This window comes from Siphonobacter sp. BAB-5385 (genome assembly GCF_002261125.1).
Lineage (GTDB): Bacteria > Bacteroidota > Bacteroidia > Cytophagales > Spirosomataceae > Siphonobacter.
Genome location: NZ_NMPS01000147.1, coordinates 43,276 through 65,700, shown reverse-complemented (window position 1 = coordinate 65,700; position 22,425 = coordinate 43,276). Strand labels below are relative to the sequence as shown.

Sequence of the window (22,425 nt, the reverse complement as noted above, 5' to 3'; positions counted from 1 at the left end):
AATACGCTAAAATCTATTGTTTCAACCGAGCCGCTTCGACGGTTTGTTTGAGTGTATGCACGTACTCAATCAACTCGGCTACCAGCCCGGTCCAGCCCGTTTGGTGAGCTGCTCCGAGTCCGGAGCCGTCATTTCCGTTGAAGTATTCGAAAAACTGGAGGTGATCTTTAAAATGCGGATCCGTATTGAATTTCTTGTAGTCCCGCTGATAGGGTCGAATCCCCGTTTCCGGATCGGGCGTAAAGATGCTGATTAATCGGGCTGCTACGGCCAGAGCCGCTTCCTTGATTGTTACCAGTTCGCCGGAATTGGTCGGATATTCAATTTCGAAATCATCGCCGTAGTACTGGTGAAATTTCAAGAGCGAATCCACGAACAGGAAGTTCATTGGAAACCACACCGGGCCCCGCCAGTTGGAGTTACCCCCAAACATTGAACCCGTACTTTCAGCGGGCGTATAGGCCACGCGAAGCACTTCATTTCCCACCCGAAACTCGTACGGATGATCGGCGTAGTACTTAGAGAGCGAACGAACGCCGTGATCAGACAGGAATTCTGCTTCGTCGAATACCCGTTTCAGAATCATCTTCATCCGGTGGCCGCGAATGATGGAGAGCAAACGGGTTTCGCCCTTGCCGGGTTCGTACCAGCGGGAAATCAGCGAAGCCAGATCGGGCCGGTTCGTCAGTACCCATTCCACGCGACGTTTGAAATCGGGCAGAGTATCGAGCAAATCCGGGTCCAGTACTTCCACGGCAAACAGCGGAATCAGTCCGACCATCGACCGGAGTTTCAGCAACATGCTCGGGCCGTTGGGAATGTGGAGTAAATCGTAGTAAAACTGATCTTCTTCGTCCCAGAGGCTGATTTCTTCCCGACCCAGCGATTTCATGGCTCCGGCAATGTGCAGGAAGTGCTCGAAAAACTTCGAAGCCATATCCTGATAGGCGGGTCGTTCCAGTGAAATTTCGCAGGCAATCCGGAGCATGTTCAGCGTGTACATGGCCATCCAGCCCGTACCATCCGCCTGCTCCAAATGGCCGCCCAGGGGTAACTGAGCCGAACGGTCAAATACCCCGATGTTATCCATACCGAGGAAACCGCCCCCGAAGATGTTGTTGCCCTGTTCATCCTTAATGTTAACCCACCAGGTAAAGTTGAGCAGCAGTTTGTGGAACACCCGTTCGAGGAAGCCAATGTCCCCGGTGCCGTTCATTTCCTTGTCAATCTCGTATACTTTCCAGGTAGCCCAGGCATGTACGGGCGGGTTCACGTCCGAAAACGTCCATTCGTAAGCGGGAATCTGACCGTTGGGGTGCATGTAGTACTCCCGCAACACAACGGCAAGCTGACGTTTGGCAAAATCCGGGTCAAGGCGAGCCAGCGGAATACAGTGGAACGCCAGATCCCAGGCCGCAAACCAGGGGTACTCCCACTTGTCGGGCATGGACAGGATGTTGGCCGTGTACATGTGCCGCCAGGTCCGGTTTCGTCCAAACTTTCGCTCGGGAGCGGGTTTGGGCATGGCCGGATCACCGTTGAGCCATTCATTGACGTTATAGTAATAAAACTGCTTGGACCAGAGCATGCCCGCGTAGGCCTGCCGCTGAATCTTCCGCAGCTCCTCGTCTTTTACGTTCTTTTGCAGATCTCCGTAAAACTCATCGGCTTCTTCGATCCGTTGCTGAAAAATGGTATCAAAATCAGTAAACGGTTCGTGATTGGAGTAATTTGAAAACCGCAACCGGATGGTAAAGCTACCGCCCGCCGGGACCGTTTTGGTATACTGAGCCGAAGCTTTGGTACCAATGTTATTAGGATTGACCGTTTTCCGTTTTCCGTTCGAAACGATGTAATCGTTGATACCATCTTTCGGATACGGTGAAAAGTTGGGACTGTTATAAATCCGCTCGAAGTTGGTTTCGTTTTCGCAGAAAAGCAGGGCATCCGCGTCTTCCACGTACAGCTTGTACTTACCCAGAATTTTGTGGCTGACTTCAATCAGCGAATTGGAGTACCCCGTCAGCATGGGGCGAACGCTGTAGTTTTCGTAACCCCAGATCCAGGTATTCCGGAACCAGAGCGTGGGCAGTACCGTAATGGGAGCTGCCTTGGGACCGCGGTTGTGAACCGTCAGTTTAATCAGAATATCACTTTCATCGGCTTTGGCGTACTCAATGTTCATGTCGAAGTACTCGTCATTATCGAAAACGCCGGTATCGATGATTTCAAACTCGGGCTGTTCGCGGTTGCGGGAACGGTTTTCACCCAGAATCTGCTCGTAGGGAAAGGCCTGCTGCGGGTATTTATACAGCATGTTCATGTACGAGTGCGTCGGCGTCGAATCCAGGTAGTAGTACAACTCCTTGACGTCTTCGCCGTGGTTTGACTCAGGGTTGGTCAATCCAAACAGGCGTTCTTTCAGAATACCGTCCTTATGATTCCAGAATCCGAACGCAAAACAGATGTGTCCTTTATTGTCGGAGATTCCCCCAATTCCGTCTTCACCCCAGCGGTAGGCCCGGCTGCGGGCGGCGTCATGGGAGAAAAAATTCCAGGCATCGCCGTTAGAAGAGTAGTCTTCGCGAACCGTACCCCATTGGCGTTCAGCCAAGTACGGGCCCCACTTTTTCCATCCTTTGTTGTCTGCCCGTTGGGAAAGTCTAGCTTTTTCAGCAATCATACGTGAGTAGAGTGAGGGTTACGACATGGGAATCCGGCTGAGCATAAACGGCATAACCATAAAAACTTCGGCGGGTTCGTAACCTTTTACGAAACAATGTAACGATCGTATCCGAAATTTACGCCTTCCTGAGAAAGGCTGTGTAGGATACGGCCATAAATAGCGTAAAATTTCTGACTTAACGTATTTTTTTCTATGACTGCAAAATTTGCTCTGCTGGCTGGCTCTTTATTGGGGGCGTTGGGCGTTGGATTGGGGGCTTTTGGTGCCCACGCTCTGAAACCCATGCTCGTAGCTACCGGTCGCTTCGATACTTTTGAAACAGCTGTTCGGTATCAGTTTTATCACGCACTGGCCTTACTGGCAATTGGTTTGCTGATGAATCAGCTGCCCGCAGTAGAGAAAGGATTGGGCTGGGCAGGTTGGGCTTTCCTGATCGGTGTCATCATTTTCAGCGGATCGCTCTATACGATCTGCTTTACGGGAATCAAAGTGTTTGGTGCCGTCGCTCCCATCGGTGGTACGGCCCTGATTATTGGCTGGGTACTGCTGGCGTTTCAGGTGGTGAAGGCTTGAGGAGGGGAGGAGGTTTGAAAAGTGTTTCAAGTTTGAAATGGTTTAGGTTTTAAAAGTATGAAGTTGGCGAAGGATAGAACGTTTGTACATACAAATCCATATTTCTATGTTAGAGCTTACATCTCTATCAAACCTCTACCAAACCTCAAACCTTTCTCAAACTTTAAACCTATTCAAATCTTAAACTTTAAACCTGTTCAAACCTCCTTAAACTCCCATTTACCTCAATACCCGTACTTCTCCTGCCACAAGGCCCGGAGGCGTTCGCGGATTTTCTCTTCGGCCCCGTTTTCCTGCGGATCGAAGAGTTTGGTACCCGTTAAGGATTCGGGTAAAAATTCCTGTTCGACGAAGTTGTTCTTGAACTGATGGGCATACTGATAGTTTTTCCCATAATTCAACTCTTTCATCAGCTTGGTCGGAGCATTCCGCAGGTGGAGTGGAATGGGCTGAGCCCCGGTTTTCTGAACCAGCTCCAGAGCCTGATTGATAGCGGCGTATGCCGAGTTGCTTTTTGGGGAAGTAGCCAGATAAATGGTCGCTTCGGCCAGTGGAATACGGGCTTCGGGCATGCCGAGTACTTTCACCGCCTGGAAACAGCTTTCGGCCAGTAACAAAGCGTTAGGATTGGCCAGACCCACATCTTCAGCGGCTGAAATCAGAATTCGACGGGCGATGAATTCAATATCTTCGCCACCGTCGAGCATCCGGGCCAGGTAGTAAATGGCCGCATTGGGGTCCGAGCCACGAATGGATTTGATAAAGGCCGAGGCGATGTCGTAATGGGCTTCGCCGCCTTTATCGTACAGAGCAATGTTTTGCTGGACTTTCTCGAAAACCAGTTCGTTGGTAATTACCAGCGGTTCGCCCGCCCGCTGGAAGTTGGTAATCAGTTCAAGAATGTTATACAACTTCCGACCATCCCCCCCCGAAAGCTGCAGCATCGCCTCGTATTCTTCGACCCGAATGTCCCGGTCTTTCAGGTACTCATCCTGAGCCAGAGCCCGGTCAATCATCTGAATCAGGTCGGCTTTTTCAATCGATTTCAGTACGTACACCTGACAGCGGGAGAGCAAGGCGGGAATAACCTCGAAGGATGGGTTCTCGGTAGTGGCTCCGATAAGCGTCACAATGCCCCGTTCGACGGCCCCCAGCAAAGAATCCTGCTGCGATTTGGAAAAGCGATGAATTTCGTCGATGAACAAAATAGGACTGGCTGAACTGAAAAATCGCTGTTTAGAGGCCGATTCAATCGTATCCCGAATATCCTTTACGCCTGAATTAATGGCGGAAAGACTAAAAAACGGGACTTTCAGTGACTGCGAAATGAGGGTTGCCAAGGTAGTCTTACCCACACCCGGCGGGCCCCAGAGAATCATGGAGGGAATCCGCTGGGCATCGATGGCTTGGCGGAGTACGGCTTTGGGGCCTAAAAGATGCTGTTGGCCAATGTATTCATCCAGCGTACGGGGACGCATGCGTTCGGCGAGTGGTTGCATACGAAGTGCAGAAAATTTGACTACTTTTACTAGCAAACGCCCAGGTTATGTAGCGAAAAACAAATCTGTTTATGAGATGACCTTCGCAAAAAACTGAACCACTGTTTTCAAAATAATGCAGTAAAATAGGTGGTAGTGCTTAGGTATTTTCCCTTGATTTTACCCGGCTTTTTCCCCGATTTTAAGGGAACCAGTTGGAGGCCATACGTAATCCATGCAAATTTACTAACTGAATAAACCGGAAACCGATCTTTAGTTACCAATCCTCTGAAAAAGCTTCCCAAACCAATCTTGATTGTTAGTTTGTCTAGCCGAAATTAGTTGTAACTACCCCAGGACTTTCCCATACGCATAGTAAAAAAGAGCGGTTCACACGACGCTCTCGTCGATGAGTCCAGCGGTTGTAAGCAAGGAGATGATCGCTGAAGTCTCCGGTGCTTTCAGTAATAAACGGATCAAAAGAGAGCCGTTGGCTATTTCTGTATAGAGCCCAAAGGCAATCCGATCAGTAGCGAGCCTGGTAAGGCGAATTATTCCGGCATTGGTTTTAGAATAGGCATCCATGAACCACACCTTAGAAGACTTTCCGCTAACGCTGGCGGCTGGTATTACATTTACAGCACTCATGGGTCTGGGGAGTCTGCTGTTTTTTGTAATGACCAGGCGAAAGCAGTTACGTCAGAAAGCATTCATTCGGTACCTGGAAGGCAGTCTCGAAGCCAGTATTCGCTCGCAGGAAGCAGAAGCCCAGCGAATTGCAGCTGATTTACACGAAGATATAGGAAGTCTGCTATCGGCCACGCGAATGAGTTTTTCGCTGGTAACCCGTTATCTGGATAACTGTCCGGAATCGCTGCAGAGTGCTGAACAGACCAAACGCCTGCTCGAAGAGGCGGTGAAGAACGTTCGGCGAATTACCAAAGAGATACAGCCACCTGCCCTGGAAAAACTGGGTTTGGTGATCGTATTACAGGAATTGGTTGAAAAGTTACAGCAATCGCATCCCGACGTATGCATTGAACTGGAGTGCCGCGGAGAAGAACACCGCCTTGATCGGTCCATTGAATTTACTTTATTCAGGGTAGCCCAGGAGTTACTCCAGAATAGCCTTAAACACGCCGAGGCGAGTCGTATTGAGGTATTATTGCTGTACCAACCGAAACGAGTTTTTTTTACATTAAGTGATAATGGAATGGGCTTCGACTGGTCGAAAGTTCAGCAGCAAACGACTCCTATGGGCTTGAAAAATATTGAAAGCCGTTTGAACGTAGTAGGAGGGGATGTCGTGTTTGAAACTTCTCCCGGTCAGGGAACACATACCGTCGTTGACATTCCGCTGCATACGTCCTGATTACTTATGAGTGGTACTTCCCACATTCGCGTAGCTATTGCCGATGATCATGCCCTTTTTCGGAGGGGACTGGCCAATATCTTGAAAACCTACGATTCAATTGAGGTTATCCTGGAAGCTCAGGATGGGCAGGATTTGCTCACCCAACTGGCCTTTCAGGTACCCGATGTCGTTTTACTGGATTTACAAATGCCGGTTCTGGACGGTATTAAAACCACCGAACAGCTGCGAAATCGTTTTCCGGAGGTAAAGATTATCATCATATCCATGCACGATGATGATGGATTCGTAACCAACCTGATGGAACTGGGAGCCAACGGTTACCTGATCAAAGACAGCGATCCCGACGAGGTTGTGAAAGCCGTCCGGACGGTCATGGAAGAAAACTACTATTACGGAGCTTTCCTGACGAAGGTGATGCACCGTCGGATGATCGAACGCTCGAAGCCCAGAAAACCTTCTTTTTCTTCTCAAACACCCCTGAGTGAACGCGAACTGGAAGTACTGCAACTCATATGCAGTGGACTAACCAACGCCGAAATCGCTGAAAGGCTGTACATCAGTGACCGTACCGTAGAAGGACACCGTACTCGCATCATGGAGAAAATCGGGGCAAAAAATACGGCAGCTATGGTTGTATACGCGGTGAAGAACGGCTTGTATTAACGATTGAGAAAATCCCCACTTTTAATTTGCGTTAGCCCGATCGTAGGCAAATTATAAATGTATACCCAGGCCTGAACCGAGGTGCCGTCAAGAAGCTGCACGGTTTCGGGTTGTCGTAAATAATCGGAATGGGCTTCGTCTTCGGGATAGTACCCTTCATAAGAGTCCAGTTCGGCAAAGGTACGCTCTGGGTCTGGTAGCCAATACACCTCACCTTTCACCCGGTCGTCTGAATCCTGACTTCGGGTCAGAGCAGGATACCAGTCAATCAGGTAGAGCTTTCCGGGTACTGAACCTTCATCCACCCACTGGGCCTGCCGCTGCAGCACCTCATGCATGGCATGGTTGGCCGTTCGTCGTAAGGTACCGTAGACAAATAGATAGTTCATAGGAAGGGAATATAATTAAAATCAAACGGAAGAACATAGGGCTTCTAAAGGCAAAGCCGCTCAAATGAGCGGCTTTGTCCAAATAACCCTTAACCAAAACTAAAAAAAGTGTTAGACCTGATAAATGGTCGGGCAGACCGAACGGCCCTGAGGGGTCCGATTCTTCTGCGATGGTATCGTAGTTACGTCTTCTTGGGACGTAAAGAGTTGTATGGCCCAATCCAGTATTACCGTCATTAACGAACGGGCTACTTTCGGATAAGAAGTAATAGTTGCAGCCTTCGCTGGAATTTCGTTGGATTTGGTATGAACCAGCGTACTGGTTTTACGGGCCAGTTGGGTAACCAGTCCTTTACCCGTATACAAGCGGTGGGGGGTACCCATACCGAAACCCTGGACATTGAATAATCCCAGCAGTACCAACAGGAAGGAAATTTTTCGGAATGCAAGACCAAAGAACTTCATGGCTGAAAGGAGTTTACGTTCGGAGGTGATTCAAAACAACGATAAAAACTTAGTTTATGCTACCACTTCGGGATGAACGGAAACTAAACGGTATCGCTGTTCTTATTTTGATGTTACAAAGATAGGTGTTGTTAGGTACTTTGCAATACATGGTACCTAAAATTTTTACTTTTTCTTTGTAAAACACTTCCGTGCTGGTGATTGATTTGGTTTCTGGATAAAGGATGCAAAAGCAGGCATAAACGTTGCAAGCTGTAACAAAAAAATCCCCGACTTTATAAAAAAGCCGGGGATTCAGAAAAATGATGTACCGTATATTACAGGACAACCACTGAGTTTTCTTCCATAGAAATGCCACTAGCAACAAATTTATCCGCTTCGGTTTCGTTGATCCAGACTTCGCCATCGACTAAATAACGGAATTGATATTCTTTGCCAGTTGTTAATTCAACAGTGCCTTTAAAAGAACCATCTTTTTGTTTTTTCAAAGGAGTAGCATCGGCATCCCATCCGTTGAATTCACCTACAACGGCAACTGCTTTAGCTCCATTGCAATGCTCAGAAGGAACAGTGAATGTGACCTTTGTAACAGGCTTACTCTTGAGTGTTTGCTTAGACAGACTCATGGTTGGATTATTCCATTTGATTTACAGAGGCAAATATGCAATTAACGACAATACAAAGCAACTGATTATCAGAAATTTAAATTACACTAAACACCGGAATATACTATTTAAAATTTTTTATTGGTAAAGTTCAATTGTCCGATCGAAGCGGTAGGCTACAAAAACCTCTCCGTTTCTTCCCTTGTTTCGTACTATTTTTCCTAATAAGCTAGTACACAAAACTTATTCAAGCCGGAACGCGATAGGTAGATTAAACCGACACTTAACCGCTCGACCCTGTTGGCGGCCGGGTTTCCAGCGGGGCATTGCCTGTAATACCCGCTGAGCCTCTTCATCACAGCCGAAACCTAATCCTTTCAGAATCTGGAGCTGCGTAATGCTTCCATCTTTTTCAACCACAAACGAGAGATACACATTGCCACTTACGTTGGCCTGCTCAGCCTGCGTGGGGTAACGAAGATTCTTTCGTAAATACTGATTGAACGCTTCCATTCCACCCGGATATTCTGGCTGGATTTCGACTGTTAGCATCACTTCATTGCTTTTCTTAGGACTGACTTCTACGATCAGATCCTCCTTTTTCCCGGAACTTTCCGTGACATCTACAATAGCAGGCAGGTCATTACCCTCCAGAAATGTCCGCGAACCAGCCTGATGGACCTGCAACTGCTCTTGGGTTGCCAGAAATGAATCGTCAGGGACCTGCTCATCAGCGACTACAACCGGGGGTTTAAGTTCATACGTGTTCGTTTGAGGAACGTCAGGAGCGGGTGGTGGAGGCAGAGTAGGTGGTGTTTGGGGAATCTCAGGCGTTTCAAGTTCTACTTTCACCGGCGTAAGATGAGCAGAAACCGAACTTTTGGAGGGAGATAAACGAGCAAAAAGTACGGGAGCTAAAGCTAGTACCAGAAACAGGCTGATACTGATTACGGTTGCCCAACGGAGGTACTGGCTTATACTCTGGCGTAGTTCATAAGCTCCGTAGGCCTGATTGCGGTTCGCAAAAACATAGTCTTCGAGGGTTTGATACGTTTCCATGGGTGTATAAGTTTAAACTAAGTTTTTAGTTATAAAAATGGAGAAAAAAGCCCGAATGAACGGGCCATAAAGGGTTTAGTGGAAAATGATTAATCGTTTTTGGTAGTATCGGCTATTACCTGAACACTATCCTGAGCCAGCGGAGCAGTAGCGTTGGGAGTTAACTTATTGAGTTCAGCCAGTCGATTTGCTGCCAGCGTTGCATACGTGCAATCTAGCATTTCCATGGGTCTGGCGTTCCGGGGATTACTCACAATGACTTTACAGGTTTTGATGAGTTCCTGATAATACGTCTTTGCCAGTTCCATATCTACCTGATAGGTATCGTGCAACTGAGCCAGTCGGTACAGAGCCTTCGGACGTTCGGACAGGTTAAAGGTTTCCTGGTAGATTTTAATAGCCCGTTTGATGGATGCAGGTTTGCCTTCCAGCTCATAGACATCTCCCAGGCCCATCTGGTAGTCAGGCACCCGGGTTTGTGCCAGTTGAATGGCCTGTTTGAAATTACGGAAGGCATTGAGATCAAAATGAGCCGAATCTTTTTTAGCCTTTAGGAGATACGCCGTACCTAAACCACCGTATACGTATTCCGTTTCTTCCCCCGCATTCAGTAATCGCCGGAACGTAAAAATGGATTGATCCAGACTATCAATTTCGTAATAGGCCCGCCCTAACATTCGCTGGTAAAAAGCCGAAGAATCACCCTGAGCCATGGTTTTCTGAAGACTGGTGACTACTTCGGCAAATCGCCCCAACCGGAAATCAACCCGGCTATTCTGTAGCAACAGCCGTATGGAATTGGGATCAATAGTCAGGCCTTTCTCAACGCATTCACCCGCTAGTTTCAGATGAGCGGCATCATTTATATCCAGATGGATCCGCGTCAACTCTCCCCAGGATTCAATATCCTGTGGGTTGAGAGCCACCGCCTTATTGTAAAAAGCAATGGCCTGACCCAATTGCTCCAGACGACTATACTGGACAGCAGCCTGTTTAAACAGATATGCATTCGTCGTGTCGAGTTGGATAAGACGTTGGTAATAGTGCAGGGCCCGGCGATACTGAGCGTTTTTTTCTGACAATATTGCCAGTTGATTCAACGCCTCGATCTGGCTCGTATCACGTCGCAGTACGGTTTCATACGTTTTACGGGCCGCTGGTAACTGGCCCAATCGCTGTTGTACGAAGCCTAATTGGAGGGCGGCTTCTACTTGCGTACTATCCGTTTCCAGAATCTTCTGCAAGACTGGAATCGACTGGACATACTCCCCGCGACGGATCTGCTCCTGGGCCTGTAACCAGGAATCATTCTGCGATTGGGCCATACCTGTCAGGCACTCCAGTAGTAACAGGAGTAGAGGTAAAAATCGGAAAATCATAGCGATAAGTGAGTTGAAGTGTTACGCTAAGGGTACCAATTACAGAAAAGAGAATAGTATTGGATGAAATCGTATGCTACGCCAAATGGTATACGTCGCGGGGAGCAAGTTTGTACTTAAGAGCGGAAATCCAGGAAGCGTCCCGTAGAAGTTGCCGCTGATCCTTTACTTGGAAGTTTTAGCTGTTTTCTTTTTGTCCAGCATAAAGGTAATCGGCAAGTTGTAGTAGCTACGAACGGCTTCTCCCTTAGCTACACCCGGTTCCCACTTCGGCATGGCGTTTAAGACCCGCATGGCTTCTTCGTCACAACCAAAACCCAGGCCTTTTGCAATCTCAATATTACTAAGCGAGCCATCTTTTTCAACCACGAATCGGGCGAACACTTTTCCCTGGACATTGGCTCGTGCCGCAGGCTTCGGATATTGAACGGTTTTAGCCAGAAAGTCATACATAGCCCTCTGACCACCCGGGAACCCAGCTGCTTTATCAACAACGGTATACACCTCAGGGTCAGGAACGGGCTGGCTGGTTTTTGCGGGCTTTTGCGAAGGAGCCGCGGGCGTAGCGGGTTTGGCTTGAGCCGTTACTTGCTCCGAAAAAGCGGTTGAAAGAAAGAGCATGGTCCCAAAGACGGGTAAAATCAATCCATACTTACCCAAAGCCGCAGTGCTGGAAGGCGTTTTCTGTAACATACTGATTCGAGGTTTAAGAAGCGATTTATTAAAAAAAGGATGAACTAAATCCGTTGTATTGACCCCAAACTGCTGGGAAAATAGCAGCATGGCGTAATCGGCCCGACTGGGTTCGCACTTACTGGCCACTTCGTCAGCCAGGTATTCGTGCAAGAGACGAATGTCCTGCTTCATTAAATAAACCAGTGGATTGAACCAGTTGATAATGGCTACTAATTCAAAAAAGATCACGTCTGCGGAGTGAAGCTGCCGTACATGGACGCGTTCGTGGGCTTCAATCGTTTGTCGGTTAGGTAAATTTTTACCGACGAAAAAGTGATTGAAAAACGCAAAAGCCGTATTCGCTTTACGGTGGTACCGGTACCGAATCAGATCGCTCAGTCGCATGAGCTGGAAGGCGAACTTGCCTAACAGAAAAAGCATCCCACACATGTAAACGACCGCCAGCACGTGTCCCCAGGCGAGTGGATGAACCGATTCGTGGTTGTCCAGGTAATCAGGCCGAATGAATACCACCCCTGGATTATAATAGGCGTAAATCGATTCATTGACCTGCTGCGTTACAAACCAGCTCCGTACCCAGTCGGACTGGATGGCGGGAATAAAGAAAGCCAGTGCTGTACCTGCCAGCAAAAAGCTGCGATTAAGCTGGTGAAAGGTTTCCCGCCGGAGCAGGATACAGTAAAACCCATAAAAACCAGCCAAATACAGATTTACTTGCAGGAGATAGTGCAACCAATTCATACCGTTGGAGTGGCCTTTCGGTCGTTTAAAGGTGGATAGAGGGTGTGGGCTGCCCTTACCTGTGTAGGGTAGAAGCGGAACGGACGCAAAGCAACGTTTACTGCTTCTTCATCTGCTCAATCATTTTCAGAATATCGTCAGCTTCGTTAAGCTCTACTTTCTTCTTCTTCACGAAAAACGAAAACAAACTGCCGATGGAATTGCCGAAATACCCTTCCATTAATTTTTCGGTGGCAAACGTCCGGTACTGTTCCTTCGTAATAAGGGGATGGTACTGGTGCGATTTGCCATAGGCCGTATGCCCTGCGAAGCCTTTCTGTTCCAGAATCCGGATAATGGTAGAAACGGTATTGTAGGCCGGTTTCGGCTCAGGTAATTGATCTAGAACGTCTTTGACAAAACCTTTTTCCAGTGTCCAGAGTACGTGCATGATCTGCTCCTCGGCCCGGGTAAGTTCTTTTTCAACCATAATTGTGCATCGTTTAATGGATACTTCAATGATCAAAACTATAGACCTTTCCGTTTTGCAGAAGTATCCTTGCTTCAAAGGTTAAACTAATATTTTAGTTTAACAACTATTTTTTTCGTTTTTTTCGATAAATAGTTTTAGGAAATCGGGTGGGGCTGAAAATGAGTGAGATCCTTCGGGGAGAGTAAGTAAAGAACTGCTTACAAAGTTCCGTCCAGCTATCCTTGAACGGATAGAAAAACTGCCAGCCTTGTGGGCTGGCAGCTGATCAGTGAAAGGCTCGTTTTTTAATCATTCCGCCTTTGGTATCCTGGATGCTGTGCTGCACGATAAAGGCTTGATTATCGATTTTGGCGACGGCATTTTTAAGTCGCGTAATTTCCAGTCGTGTAATTACGGTATACACAATGTCAATATCGCCGTCGCGTTCGCCGCGTTTGCCGAATCCCCGTTGTCCTTTGAACATGGTTACGCCGCGACCCATCTCATTCACAATCATTCGCCGGATGTACTCACTCTTTTCCGAAACGATGGTGATGGCCGTATATTCTTCCAGACCCGTAATAATGAATTCAATGGTACGGGAAGCCGAGAAGTAGGTAAGCATGGCGTAGAGAGCCGTTTCAACGTTAATCAGGATCGCTGAGACGCTAAAAATGCAGACGTTAATCGCCATGATGATGTCGCCTACCGTAAACCCTGTCTTACGGCTCAGGTACAGAGCCAGAATTTCAGTACCGTCAAGTACGCAGCCACCTCGAATAGACATACCGATACCCGCCCCGAGAAAGAATCCGCCGAAGACGGCAATCAATAGCTTATCGTGCGTGAAGACGGGCAACTGCAGAAAAGCGAGACACAAGGCCAGGCAGATAATGGCTACCAGCGTACGTATCGCAAAACCCAGAGAAATCTGTCGATAACCCAGAACGATAAACGGAATATTAAAGGCAATCAAAAGAATGGAAAGATCCCAGCCCGTCAGTGCCCGAACCAGCAGCGAAATACCCGTTACTCCGCCGTCCAGAAATTCGCTGGGAAGAAGAAAGCCGCGAAGCCCAATGGCAGCGGTGAAAATTCCCATCGCGATAAGCAGATTATCCTTAATGATTTGTCGGGGGGACGTTTGACGAAAGACCCGGATCTGACTACGTAGAAAACGTTGTACCGGGCCTCGGCTAGTCGAGGCGATAGCTGCTTGTAAAAGAGGCGGAGACGTGTGATGCATAAAGCTAGTATGAGGAAGGAATATATGTAAAATAAAAGCTACCCTGAAATGGGCAATCAGTAAATATAAGGATTTTGACTCATGTTTTCGGCAGAAACAAGAGTTATCCACATCAGATTAGTAAATTCTAATGCGGAATATTTTTTTGTAAGAAAAGTTAACGAACTAAAGGAAGGGTGGGCCTGAGTTAAGATCGTCGAAGGATGGCTTCGGCCATCCATAAATCTTCGGGTGTCGTAATTTTGATATTTTCGTACGAACCTTCCACGAGGAAAATCGGAAATCCGGCCGCTTCGGCTACGCTGGCATCGTCGGTGAACAATGGACTTTCGGATTGTTCGAAAGCCTGCTTTAGTACGGCCACCTGAAACGTTTGCGGTGTTTGTACCAGTCGTAATCGCGAACGATCGAGGGCCTGATTTTCCGTTTCGTTTTGCACCAGTCGGATTGAATCTTTCGCGGCTACGGATACTACCGCCGTACCCTTCTGAGCGGCCGTACGAAAACTTTCGGCGATGACCTCTACCGGAACGAAGGGACGTACCCCGTCGTGCACAGCTACGAGTCCTTCGCTTCCCTCAATACGCTGCAGGCCATTCCGCACGGATTGGAAGCGACTCGCTCCTCCGGGCGTTTCGATGATAGGGTGCCTAAAGGGAAGGGGGTACGCTTGTTTGAGCTCCTGCCAGTAGGCCAGCTGATCGGCCGGGAGACAAAGAATAATCTGAAGATCGGCAGAATAGGCCAGAAACCGTTCGAGCGTATGAACCAGAATAGGCTTACCCGCAACGGATAGAAATTGCTTGGGCAGGGCAACACCCATACGGCTGCCACTTCCGCCCGCCACCAGAATGGCGTATTGCTTCATGCAGAGAAAAACGCAAAAACCGGACGTATGGCTAGTACACGTCCGGTTTTGGCTATAAAATCAACATTAGATCACCGTAACTAAAGAACTTATATTTCTCCTTCATCGCAATCTCATAGGCCTGCATGACGAGATCATAACCACCGAAGGCACAAACGCCCATCAGTAGTACGGACTCGGGCAAGTGTAGATTAGTCAGCAGGGCATTACTGATTTTGAAGTCGTACGGAGGAAAAATGAACCGATCGGTCCAGCCTTCACTCGGTTTCAGGCGGGAATTCGCCGATACGGATGATTCCAGCGTTTTCAGTACGGTATTTCCAACAGAACAAACGCGTTTATTGGCGTCGAGCGAAGCATTAACCACCTCAGCCGTAACGGGTGGAATGAAATACGGCTCGGAATCCGTTTTGTGTTTAGTCAAATCTTCCACGTCAACCTGACGGAACGTACCCAATCCCACATGCAGAGTGATGGGCGTAAATTGCGTTCCGTTGATTTCCATTCGCTTGACGATGTTCTTGGTAAAGTGCAAGCCTGCCGTTGGGGCAGCTACGGCTCCTACCTTATTATCATCGGCAAAAATCGTCTGGTAACGTTCGCGATCTTCATCGGTCGTTTTACGACGGTTTTTGATTTCCTCCGGTAGCGGCGTTTCACCCAGTTCGTGGATGGCCTTCATCAGGGCACTGTGATCACCGTCGTACAGGAACCGAATGGTACGGCCCCGGGAAGTCGTGTTATCAATCACCTCGGCTACCAGATCACTGTCGCCAAAGTATAACTTATTGCCCACCCGAATTTTACGGGCTGGGTCAACGAGTACGTCCCAGAGGCGATGCTCACGGTTCAGCTCCCGCAACAGGAAAACTTCAATTTGAGCACCGGTTTTTTCCTTGCTTCCGTAGAGACGGGCCGGAAAAACTTTCGTATCGTTGACTACCATGGTATCTCCGTCGCCGAAGTATGATACAATGTCACCGAATTTTCGATGTTCAATTTGCTTGGTTTGCCGGTTAACTACCATCAGCCGGGAATCGCCGCGTTCGGCCGGGTGAAGAGCGATAAGATTTTGCGGCAAATCAAATTTAAATTCGGATAACTTCATGGAATTCAGCTAGATACCAGATAGTTTTGGCTAAATATGCAATTTCTTACTACCGAATGTCAAGCTTTTTTGGATTTTTTGTGAAAATCTTTTAAATGCTGGGTGCCGTTTAACCCAGAAAAACAGGCCTTTCCTCCACATTTTGCTTGCACCCGACGGGGCGATCGTTCTACTTTAGATTTTCCCTAATGACGAGAAGAATTCCCGGTATGAAATTTCTTCGACAAGTGTTCGAAAGTCTCCGTTTCGCCTGGCAGGCCCTGCGGTCAAACCTCCTGCGTACCATCCTTTCGCTATTGGGTGTAACGGTTGGGATTTTTTCCATCATTGCCGTTTTTACAATGGTCGATTCCCTGGAAAACAGCATCCGGGAAAGCCTGAGTTTTACGGGCAGTAATACGCTGTTTGTATCCAAATGGTCCTGGGATTACAGCGAGCCGAATTACGCCTGGTGGAAATTCTTCCGTCGCCCTGCTCCGAGTTTTTCTGAATATCGTTTTCTGGAACGTAATCTGGAGAATGCCCAGTACATCGCCATTTCGGACGGGCGGGGTGGACAAACGCTTAAACACGGGAATAATTCAATGACGGCGGGTGTGCGGGGAATCACCTATCAGTACAATCAGATTTCGGATTTACCCGTCGAAAAAGGACGTTACTTCAGCCCCATGGAAGAAGAGGCCGCCCGTAATGTGGCGGTGATCGGAGCCGACATTGCGGCTAATTTGTTTCCTTACGAAGAAGCCGTCGGTAATTACATCCAAATTAAAGGCTTGCGTTTTCAGGTAATCGGCGTCATTGAACGGATCGGTACGGGTATGTTTGAGATTGGCGGTAAGCCCGACATTCGTTGCTATATCCCGTACCTGGCCTTTTCAAAACTTTTTCATACCAAGTATTCCGAACCGAATATTTCCATCAAAGGATACGACCGCGACGAGAAACTTCAGGAACTTGAGGGCGAGCTAATGGGCCTGATGCGAACCAAACGCGGCCTTAAACCCTACCAGGAAGATAACTTTTCCATCAACCGTCCCGAAGCCATTCAGAACATTGTCGAGACGATCTTTAGTGCCTTACGCGGAGCAGGCCTCATTATTGCCTTGTTTTCGTTGCTTATTGGGGGATTCGGGATTGCCAACATCATGTTCGTATCCGTAAAAGAACGCACAAACCTGATTGGCATTCAGAAATCGCTGGGAGCGAAAACTTACTTTATACTATTTCAATTCCTGTTTGAAGCCATCTTCTTAAGCCTGATTGGCGGTCTGGTGGGGATCGTGCTCGTCTGGCTACTGACTTTTTATCCGCAGGAACCCTAACCATCGAACTTTCGCTGCGAAACATCCTGATTGGGTTGGGCGTATCCAGTACAATCGGACTCCTTTCGGGCATCGTACCCGCCTGGATTGCCGCCCGGATGGATCCGGTACTGGCGATTCGTTCCAAGTAATTTTGCTGGCAATATTTTTTAAGCCGATAGCTAGGAAAAAAACACGAAGCATAAGCAAAATTCAATAAACGTACTTTTCTTTGGCCCCGCACCAGGCCCTGAACTATCGCACAACAACCCTGCGGAGAAAAGGCTGGTAACACCCACACCTGGTGCTCCAAACGTAATTAAACAACCTATCATGAAAACCTTTGGTAAAGTTTTACTCGGCTTACTTGTCGTAACCATTCTTGTATTCTGGGTATTGACGCTCATTAATTACTCAGAAGGCGAACGAGCCGGAACGATCACTCGATTCAGCAAACGCGGTTACGTATTCAAAACCTGGGAAGGCGAGTTGCTACTGGGCGGTTTTTCTGAAGGTACAGGCCAGATGAATGCTGAAAAATGGGAATTTAGCGTAGATTCGGGCAAAGATTCAACGATCAATACCATCAATGAAGCGTTACGCTCTGGCCGCCGGGTAACGCTTTATTACGAAGAAAAACTCTTTCAGTTTGACTTTGACGGCGAAACCAAGTTCTTTGTAGTACGGGCTGCGTTCGCTGACGGACGGCCCTAGGCTGCCAGGGATGAGGGGGTTGGTACCCTGGCTCGCCGGAATCGTGTTGAATCCCCTTATCCCTATATACTCATTCGATGATGACCGCTGCTACCCACTTTCGGCAGGAAGCCCTTTCGCTGACAAGTGTCAGTTCGTATATTCTTACACTTGGACTGGGATCGCAGGAACTTCAAATCAGTATCATCGATCCTGCTCGGAATCGTTGCCTCTGGCTTGACGAATATGCTCTGATGGAAGTCAACACGGAAGAAGAGTACCTGACGGCCATTCAACGTCTGCTCAGCGAGCACGAATTGACGCAAAAGACGTTCTGGAAAGCCGTACGGGTCATTATTTCCAATCAGTCCTTTACCCTGGTGCCTACTTCGTTGTTTCGGAAGGAATATGCGGCCCGGGCTCTGTCGCTGGCACGTGGACTGGTAACCAGTCACGAATCCGTACAACACACCGTACATCCAGCGTGGGAAGCCGTCACCGTTTTTCCCTACCAGTCAGCTGGACGGAATGGCTGCTGGAAGTATACCCGTTTGAAACCATTCAGATCGTTCACCAGGTCGATATTTTACTGCAACTCAGTACAAAAATTACGGAAGAAGGCCTGTTGCTGTACGTAGAAAAACAGGCTGCTACGCTAATTTATTTACAGAACGGAAGGCTGCATTATTGCAACCGCTTTGTATACCGGGCCTCTGCTGATTTAATTTACTACATCCTGTTCGTGTTGCACGAGCTTAAAGTCAATACGGAAGTGGTACAGGCCTGGGCTTTCGGAGAGATTACCGAAGCATCCGATGTATACCAGGGCTTACTGCCCTACCTGGCTCAGTTAACGCTGGGTCTGCCGGAGTCTGTTGCTATTCCCGAGCTATCCGCCGATCAGGTCCCGTCTCACCGGATGGTTACTTTAATCAGTTAAATTTTCTTCCTGACAAGCTTAACGTCAATCGCCCGAATGCCTCGTATTGCCTTTTTCCCCGGTTCGTTTGATCCTTTTACGAAAGGACACGAAGACATTGTTCGGCGGGGTCTGAAACTGTTCGACGAAATCATCATTGGCATTGGCCACAATTCCAACAAAAAACGTCATTTCCCGCTGGAGCCCATGACTCGCTCTATCCAGCGGACGTTCATCAATGATCCGGTCCAGGTCGTGCCGTACCAGGATCTAACGGCCCGCGTTGCCCGCGACAACGGAGCCACTTTTCTGTTACGCGGCTTACGAAATACAACGGATTTTGAGTATGAAAACAGCATTGCTCAGGTAAACCGTGATTTATACGAAGGCGTAGAAACGGTTTTCCTGATCTGTTCGCCGGAACTGGCTCCCATTTCCAGTACCATCATCCGTGACCTGCACCGCTACGGGGCCAGGGTAGATCAGTATTTGCCCTATCCCGTCAGTGAATTGGAGTAAATGTATACGCGGCTTGCCGAGAGAGGAATGCTGAACCTTTTTCGGGCGTATTTTTTTTAGTGACAGATCTTTCTTCGGATTTTAAAACATTGGAAATATGTCACGTTTGTTTGCTCCATTAACGCTAAAAAAAATTACGCTTCGCAATCGGATTGCCATTTCACCCATGTGCCAGTACTCGGCCGTCGATGGTTTTGCTAACGACTGGCATTTGGTGCATCTGGGAGCCCGGGCTATCGGCGGAGCCGGATTGATTATCCAGGAAGCTACGGCCGTTTCACCCGAGGGGCGTATTTCACCCCAGGATCTGGGCATCTGGCAGGATGAGCATCTCGATAAACTTCAGCAGATTACCACTTTTATTCGCCAGCAGGGAGCAGTACCGGGGATTCAGCTGGCTCATGCCGGTCGGAAAGCCAGTGGGCGTCGTCCCTGGGAAGGAGAAGGCAAGGTCCCTGTGGAAGAGGGCGGCTGGACAACCGTAGCCCCCAGTGCTATTCCGTTTCGGGAAGAAGAACCCGTTCCCACGGTCTTGGACGAAGCGGGTATTGCGAAAGTGATCAACGATTTTAAAGAAGCCGCCGGCCGTTCTTTTCGGGCAGGGTATGAACTGATCGAGATTCACGCGGCTCACGGCTATCTGATTCATCAGTTTCTTTCGCCCTTAAGTAACCAGCGAACGGACGATTACGGTGGAAGTTTTGAAAACCGGATTCGCTTGTTACTCGAAGTACTGGAAGCCGTGCATACGGTCTGGCCGCAGGAATTACCCGTATTTGTCCGGATTTCGGCGAGTGACTGGGCCGAAGGCGGTTGGGATGTGGAGCAGTCCGTCCAACTAGCGAAAGTACTGAAAACGAAAGGAGTGGACCTAATCGATTCCTCTTCGGGCGGTTTAGTATCCTACGCCCGCATTCAGGCTGGACCGAATTATCAGGTACCTTTTGCTGAGCAAATCAAAAAAGAGTCCGGTATGCTGACCGGAGCGGTAGGCATCATTACGAAAGCGGAACAAGCCGAGGCTATTCTCGAAAACGGGCAGGCCGATCTTATTTTAATCGCCCGCGAATCGCTCCGTGATCCAAATTTCCCCCTGCATGCCGCTAAAGTGTTAGGGGACGATATAGCCTGGGTTCCACAGTATGAACGGGCCAAACGCTAAAGATGTAAATCGAGCTTATTCTCAGATAAAGAAATCGAAAAAAAAGTCCCGAAAGCCATGCTGCCTTCGGGACTTTTACCTTGTATGTGCTTCGGTACCAGTTATTAAACCGATACGCTATTCCAAAGCCGGTCAAAAACGTAGCGAATGGAGCTGTAAGAATCGACCATGGCGTTCTGGACTTCTTTTTTCGTCATCCAGGCAATTTTTTCAATGTGCTCCTCCTCCTGAGGCTGCATGTGCTGGTCGTCCAGGCAAGTCATTCGGTACCACTTCGTACGCTTTAGGATTCGGTTGCCGTTGTGCGTATAGGTATGCCAGGTGGTGCAGATTTTCTCGCCCAGTTCTGCCTGTAAGCCCGTTTCTTCTTCCACTTCGCGTAAGGAAGCTTCTTTCGATTTCTCGCCCGGATCAAGTTTTCCTTTCGGTAAGTCCCAGCGTTTGAGGCGGTAGATCAACAGCATTTTGTCGTCTTTGAAGACTACGCCACCAGCTGCCTTTACCACTTTGAAGTAATTTTTCAATCTTCCTTCGGCGGCCTTCTGATCGGCTACCTGTAACAGAATGCTTTGCAGAGCTGCCGGGTGTTCGTCGTGAAGAAGATCCATTAAACGCTCCGTAGTGGCCAGCGAAGCGTTGAGAATAAGTACATGACCGTGTAAATTTTCGGTTTTAATAACTTCAAGACGGGTGTCAATCACCACGTCAAAGTCACGTTTTTCCCGTAGTAAATCAGATCGCTGAGCATCAGTCAGCTTAACGGGACGGTCGTTGATAAACAGGACCATGCAGGAGTTCTCTAATGGTTAATGGTACAAAAGTAAGCGATGTTGCGAAAGTCTCTATCCTCGAATCTACAAAGTATCGCCTGGATACGACGAAAACCGGAGACCCGCCTACAACGCGGAAGGAATAGTCTGCGTTCCGGTATGGATTATTTTTAGAAGCCAACGCTGGTTGCTGGAACCCCGCAACTTCCTTTTATTTTTGTGCCATGGAATCAACTGTAGCGGCCCGCGTGGCTGAAATGCTTTTGGAAGTAAAAGCTGTACGTCTAAGTCCTGAATCGCCTTTTACCTGGGCTTCGGGCTGGAAATCACCCATTTATTGCGACAACCGGGTTACGCTTTCTTCGGCTCCGGTTCGTACGTACATCAAAGAAGCACTCGCTGAGGCAATCAAAACCCAGTTTGCGGGTGTCGAAGCCATTGCTGGGGTTGCCACAGCGGGTATTCCGCAGGGAGCTTTGGTGGCTGATGTGCTGGGCTTACCCTTTCTATACGTTCGTCCGAAACCGAAAGAACATGGCATGGGCAATCAGATTGAAGGTCGTCTGGAAGCGGGTCAGAAAGTCGTCGTGATTGAAGATTTGATTTCGACGGGTGGAAGTTCGCTGAAAGCCGTAGATGCGTTACGAAACGCCGGAGCTGAAATCGTGGGTATGGCGGCTATTTTCACCTACGGTTTTCCCGTTGCCGAACAAAATTTCCAGCAGGCAGGCGTTACGCTTCACTGTTTGAGTAACTATAATGCCCTAGTAGAAGCTGCCGTACCTCTGGGTTATATTACCGACGATCAGGTAGATACACTCAAGGAGTGGCGACAATCGCCTGATACGTGGCGGCAGTAATGATCGTTTATTTCTATCTATTTACGTTTTCCTAGACAGTGTAGAATTCGGTCCTAGTAAACACGGAGAGCTAGTAACCTCTTTCTATTTAACGATCTGTGGCTCCTTTGGAAGGTCGTTATTCACCTAGACGAAGTTTGGGGCCGCATACACGGCTATTCGGTAGCCTATCAGCCACTCCACGACTAACGATAGCCTGCTTCAGCCCACCGCATTGCAGCTATCGTAGGTCGTTACGCGGTGATAGGCGGGAGGGGTTTTCATCTTCTGATATTTATTAGTGTATTATCATAGTCGACGACATAAACCGATCCCCGTCCTATCCCATTCCATGGCGGGCTCAAGCCGCCTACTTCCTTAGCAGTGCGGTGGCCCGAGCAAAAGGAAGTGAGCGGTGTTCGCGATACGGACTAAAAGAC

Annotated in this window: 21 protein-coding genes and 2 pseudogenes; 9 read left to right on the top strand and 14 right to left on the bottom strand. The window is 48.4% G+C overall.

The annotated features are described in order from the left end of the window. Positions 1 to 13: 13 nt before the first annotated feature. Positions 14 to 2,683: a glucosidase gene (locus tag BWI93_RS14210; protein WP_094812401.1), complete on the bottom strand. Its 2,670-nt coding sequence runs from the start codon at positions 2,681 to 2,683 to the stop codon at positions 14 to 16. 195 nt (positions 2,684 to 2,878) lie between these two features. Between BWI93_RS14210 and BWI93_RS14205 the strand changes: the two genes are divergently transcribed. Continuing rightward, positions 2,879 to 3,259: a DUF423 domain-containing protein gene (locus BWI93_RS14205; RefSeq protein ID WP_094812399.1), complete on the top strand. Its 381-nt coding sequence runs from the start codon at positions 2,879 to 2,881 to the stop codon at positions 3,257 to 3,259. 224 nt (positions 3,260 to 3,483) lie between these two features. On the opposite strand, the gene BWI93_RS14200 is transcribed toward BWI93_RS14205, so the two are convergent. Together BWI93_RS14200 and BWI93_RS27825 are read right to left on the bottom strand one after the other, a co-directional pair. Beyond that, positions 3,484 to 4,758 carry a replication-associated recombination protein A gene (locus BWI93_RS14200; RefSeq protein ID WP_094812397.1) on the bottom strand — a complete coding sequence of 425 codons (1,275 nt, stop codon included), beginning with the start codon at positions 4,756 to 4,758 and terminating at the stop codon, positions 3,484 to 3,486. Between the two features lie 369 nt (positions 4,759 to 5,127). Further along, complete coding sequence (locus tag BWI93_RS27825) at positions 5,128 to 5,322, bottom strand: hypothetical protein (RefSeq protein WP_094812395.1); 195 nt, start codon at positions 5,320 to 5,322, stop codon at positions 5,128 to 5,130. Between BWI93_RS27825 and BWI93_RS14190 the strand changes: the two genes are divergently transcribed. Continuing rightward, the gene (locus tag BWI93_RS14190; RefSeq protein ID WP_094812393.1) at positions 5,321 to 6,109 is read left to right on the top strand and encodes a sensor histidine kinase; all 789 of its coding nucleotides are present in this window, start codon (positions 5,321 to 5,323) and stop codon (positions 6,107 to 6,109) included. The genes BWI93_RS27825 and BWI93_RS14190 overlap by 2 nt on opposite strands. A gap of 6 nt (positions 6,110 to 6,115) precedes the next feature. Beyond that, complete coding sequence (locus tag BWI93_RS14185; RefSeq protein WP_094812391.1) at positions 6,116 to 6,775, top strand: response regulator transcription factor; 660 nt, start codon at positions 6,116 to 6,118, stop codon at positions 6,773 to 6,775. On the opposite strand, the gene BWI93_RS14180 is transcribed toward BWI93_RS14185, so the two are convergent. From BWI93_RS14180 to queA, 10 genes are all read right to left on the bottom strand, one after another. Next, positions 6,772 to 7,164: a gamma-glutamylcyclotransferase gene (locus BWI93_RS14180; protein WP_094812389.1), complete on the bottom strand. Its 393-nt coding sequence runs from the start codon at positions 7,162 to 7,164 to the stop codon at positions 6,772 to 6,774. The genes BWI93_RS14185 and BWI93_RS14180 overlap by 4 nt on opposite strands. A 111-nt stretch (positions 7,165 to 7,275) precedes the next feature. Continuing rightward, complete coding sequence (locus BWI93_RS14175) at positions 7,276 to 7,629, bottom strand: hypothetical protein (protein ID WP_094812387.1); 354 nt, start codon at positions 7,627 to 7,629, stop codon at positions 7,276 to 7,278. A gap of 317 nt (positions 7,630 to 7,946) precedes the next feature. Next, positions 7,947 to 8,255 (bottom strand): isoamylase early set domain-containing protein, encoded by a 309-nt coding sequence (locus tag BWI93_RS14170; RefSeq protein WP_094812385.1) that lies wholly within the window; start codon positions 8,253 to 8,255, stop codon positions 7,947 to 7,949. Between the two features lie 222 nt (positions 8,256 to 8,477). Next, a complete protein-coding gene (locus tag BWI93_RS14165) occupies positions 8,478 to 9,293 on the bottom strand; it encodes an energy transducer TonB (RefSeq protein WP_094812383.1) in 816 nt (271 codons plus the stop codon). An 89-nt stretch (positions 9,294 to 9,382) separates the two neighbouring features. Continuing rightward, positions 9,383 to 10,672 carry a tetratricopeptide repeat protein gene (locus BWI93_RS14160; RefSeq protein WP_094812381.1) on the bottom strand — a complete coding sequence of 430 codons (1,290 nt, stop codon included), beginning with the start codon at positions 10,670 to 10,672 and terminating at the stop codon, positions 9,383 to 9,385. Between the two features lie 165 nt (positions 10,673 to 10,837). Then, positions 10,838 to 12,109, bottom strand: coding sequence for a M56 family metallopeptidase (locus tag BWI93_RS14155; protein ID WP_094812379.1), 1,272 nt, complete (start codon positions 12,107 to 12,109; stop codon positions 10,838 to 10,840). Between the two features lie 97 nt (positions 12,110 to 12,206). After that, entirely contained in the window at positions 12,207 to 12,578 is a 372-nt protein-coding gene (locus tag BWI93_RS14150; RefSeq protein ID WP_094812377.1) for a BlaI/MecI/CopY family transcriptional regulator, read from the bottom strand. 268 nt (positions 12,579 to 12,846) lie between these two features. Then, positions 12,847 to 13,806: a YitT family protein gene (locus tag BWI93_RS14145; protein WP_094812375.1), complete on the bottom strand. Its 960-nt coding sequence runs from the start codon at positions 13,804 to 13,806 to the stop codon at positions 12,847 to 12,849. Positions 13,807 to 13,993: 187 nt separating this feature from the next. Next, entirely contained in the window at positions 13,994 to 14,674 is a 681-nt protein-coding gene (locus BWI93_RS14140) for a 2-C-methyl-D-erythritol 4-phosphate cytidylyltransferase (protein ID WP_094812373.1), read from the bottom strand. Positions 14,675 to 14,726: 52 nt separating this feature from the next. Further along, positions 14,727 to 15,782, bottom strand: coding sequence for a tRNA preQ1(34) S-adenosylmethionine ribosyltransferase-isomerase QueA (gene queA, locus BWI93_RS14135; RefSeq protein WP_094812371.1), 1,056 nt, complete (start codon positions 15,780 to 15,782; stop codon positions 14,727 to 14,729). A gap of 209 nt (positions 15,783 to 15,991) precedes the next feature. Between queA and BWI93_RS14130 the strand changes: the two are divergent. The 5 genes and pseudogenes from BWI93_RS14130 to BWI93_RS14110 all read left to right on the top strand — a co-directional run bounded on the left by BWI93_RS14130 (position 15,992) and on the right by BWI93_RS14110 (position 20,376). Next, positions 15,992 to 17,235: pseudogene (locus BWI93_RS14130) on the top strand (ABC transporter permease). A gap of 181 nt (positions 17,236 to 17,416) precedes the next feature. Then, positions 17,417 to 17,797, top strand: coding sequence for a hypothetical protein (locus BWI93_RS14125; RefSeq protein ID WP_094812368.1), 381 nt, complete (start codon positions 17,417 to 17,419; stop codon positions 17,795 to 17,797). A gap of 77 nt (positions 17,798 to 17,874) precedes the next feature. Continuing rightward, positions 17,875 to 18,716: pseudogene (locus tag BWI93_RS29595) on the top strand (DUF3822 family protein). Positions 18,717 to 18,752: 36 nt separating this feature from the next. Continuing rightward, a complete protein-coding gene (gene coaD, locus BWI93_RS14115) occupies positions 18,753 to 19,214 on the top strand; it encodes a pantetheine-phosphate adenylyltransferase (protein ID WP_094812364.1) in 462 nt (153 codons plus the stop codon). 97 nt (positions 19,215 to 19,311) lie between these two features. After that, positions 19,312 to 20,376 (top strand): NADH:flavin oxidoreductase/NADH oxidase, encoded by a 1,065-nt coding sequence (locus tag BWI93_RS14110; protein ID WP_094812362.1) that lies wholly within the window; start codon positions 19,312 to 19,314, stop codon positions 20,374 to 20,376. A gap of 104 nt (positions 20,377 to 20,480) precedes the next feature. On the opposite strand, the gene BWI93_RS14105 is transcribed toward BWI93_RS14110, so the two are convergent. Next, positions 20,481 to 21,164, bottom strand: a complete 684-nt coding sequence (locus tag BWI93_RS14105) for an NUDIX hydrolase (RefSeq protein WP_094812360.1) — start codon at positions 21,162 to 21,164, stop codon at positions 20,481 to 20,483. Between the two features lie 206 nt (positions 21,165 to 21,370). Between BWI93_RS14105 and pyrE the strand changes: the two genes are divergently transcribed. Beyond that, a complete protein-coding gene (gene pyrE, locus BWI93_RS14100; RefSeq protein ID WP_094812358.1) occupies positions 21,371 to 22,006 on the top strand; it encodes an orotate phosphoribosyltransferase in 636 nt (211 codons plus the stop codon). Positions 22,007 to 22,425 lie beyond the last annotated feature (419 nt).

Coding starts and splice junctions, on each gene's coding strand:
- BWI93_RS14210 (WP_094812401.1), bottom strand. CDS start 2,683: ATGATTGCTGAAAAAGCTAGACTTTCCCAACGGGCAGACAACAAAGGA.
- BWI93_RS14205 (WP_094812399.1), top strand. CDS start 2,879: ATGACTGCAAAATTTGCTCTGCTGGCTGGCTCTTTATTGGGGGCGTTG.
- BWI93_RS14200 (WP_094812397.1), bottom strand. CDS start 4,758: ATGCAACCACTCGCCGAACGCATGCGTCCCCGTACGCTGGATGAATAC.
- BWI93_RS14190 (WP_094812393.1), top strand. CDS start 5,321: ATGAACCACACCTTAGAAGACTTTCCGCTAACGCTGGCGGCTGGTATT.
- BWI93_RS27825 (WP_094812395.1), bottom strand. CDS start 5,322: ATGGATGCCTATTCTAAAACCAATGCCGGAATAATTCGCCTTACCAGG.
- BWI93_RS14185 (WP_094812391.1), top strand. CDS start 6,116: ATGAGTGGTACTTCCCACATTCGCGTAGCTATTGCCGATGATCATGCC.
- BWI93_RS14180 (WP_094812389.1), bottom strand. CDS start 7,164: ATGAACTATCTATTTGTCTACGGTACCTTACGACGAACGGCCAACCAT.
- BWI93_RS14175 (WP_094812387.1), bottom strand. CDS start 7,629: ATGAAGTTCTTTGGTCTTGCATTCCGAAAAATTTCCTTCCTGTTGGTA.
- BWI93_RS14170 (WP_094812385.1), bottom strand. CDS start 8,255: ATGAGTCTGTCTAAGCAAACACTCAAGAGTAAGCCTGTTACAAAGGTC.
- BWI93_RS14165 (WP_094812383.1), bottom strand. CDS start 9,293: ATGGAAACGTATCAAACCCTCGAAGACTATGTTTTTGCGAACCGCAAT.
- BWI93_RS14160 (WP_094812381.1), bottom strand. CDS start 10,672: ATGATTTTCCGATTTTTACCTCTACTCCTGTTACTACTGGAGTGCCTG.
- BWI93_RS14155 (WP_094812379.1), bottom strand. CDS start 12,109: ATGAATTGGTTGCACTATCTCCTGCAAGTAAATCTGTATTTGGCTGGT.
- BWI93_RS14150 (WP_094812377.1), bottom strand. CDS start 12,578: ATGGTTGAAAAAGAACTTACCCGGGCCGAGGAGCAGATCATGCACGTA.
- BWI93_RS14145 (WP_094812375.1), bottom strand. CDS start 13,806: ATGCATCACACGTCTCCGCCTCTTTTACAAGCAGCTATCGCCTCGACT.
- BWI93_RS14140 (WP_094812373.1), bottom strand. CDS start 14,674: ATGAAGCAATACGCCATTCTGGTGGCGGGCGGAAGTGGCAGCCGTATG.
- queA (WP_094812371.1), bottom strand. CDS start 15,782: ATGAAGTTATCCGAATTTAAATTTGATTTGCCGCAAAATCTTATCGCT.
- BWI93_RS14125 (WP_094812368.1), top strand. CDS start 17,417: ATGAAAACCTTTGGTAAAGTTTTACTCGGCTTACTTGTCGTAACCATT.
- coaD (WP_094812364.1), top strand. CDS start 18,753: ATGCCTCGTATTGCCTTTTTCCCCGGTTCGTTTGATCCTTTTACGAAA.
- BWI93_RS14110 (WP_094812362.1), top strand. CDS start 19,312: ATGTCACGTTTGTTTGCTCCATTAACGCTAAAAAAAATTACGCTTCGC.
- BWI93_RS14105 (WP_094812360.1), bottom strand. CDS start 21,164: ATGGTCCTGTTTATCAACGACCGTCCCGTTAAGCTGACTGATGCTCAG.
- pyrE (WP_094812358.1), top strand. CDS start 21,371: ATGGAATCAACTGTAGCGGCCCGCGTGGCTGAAATGCTTTTGGAAGTA.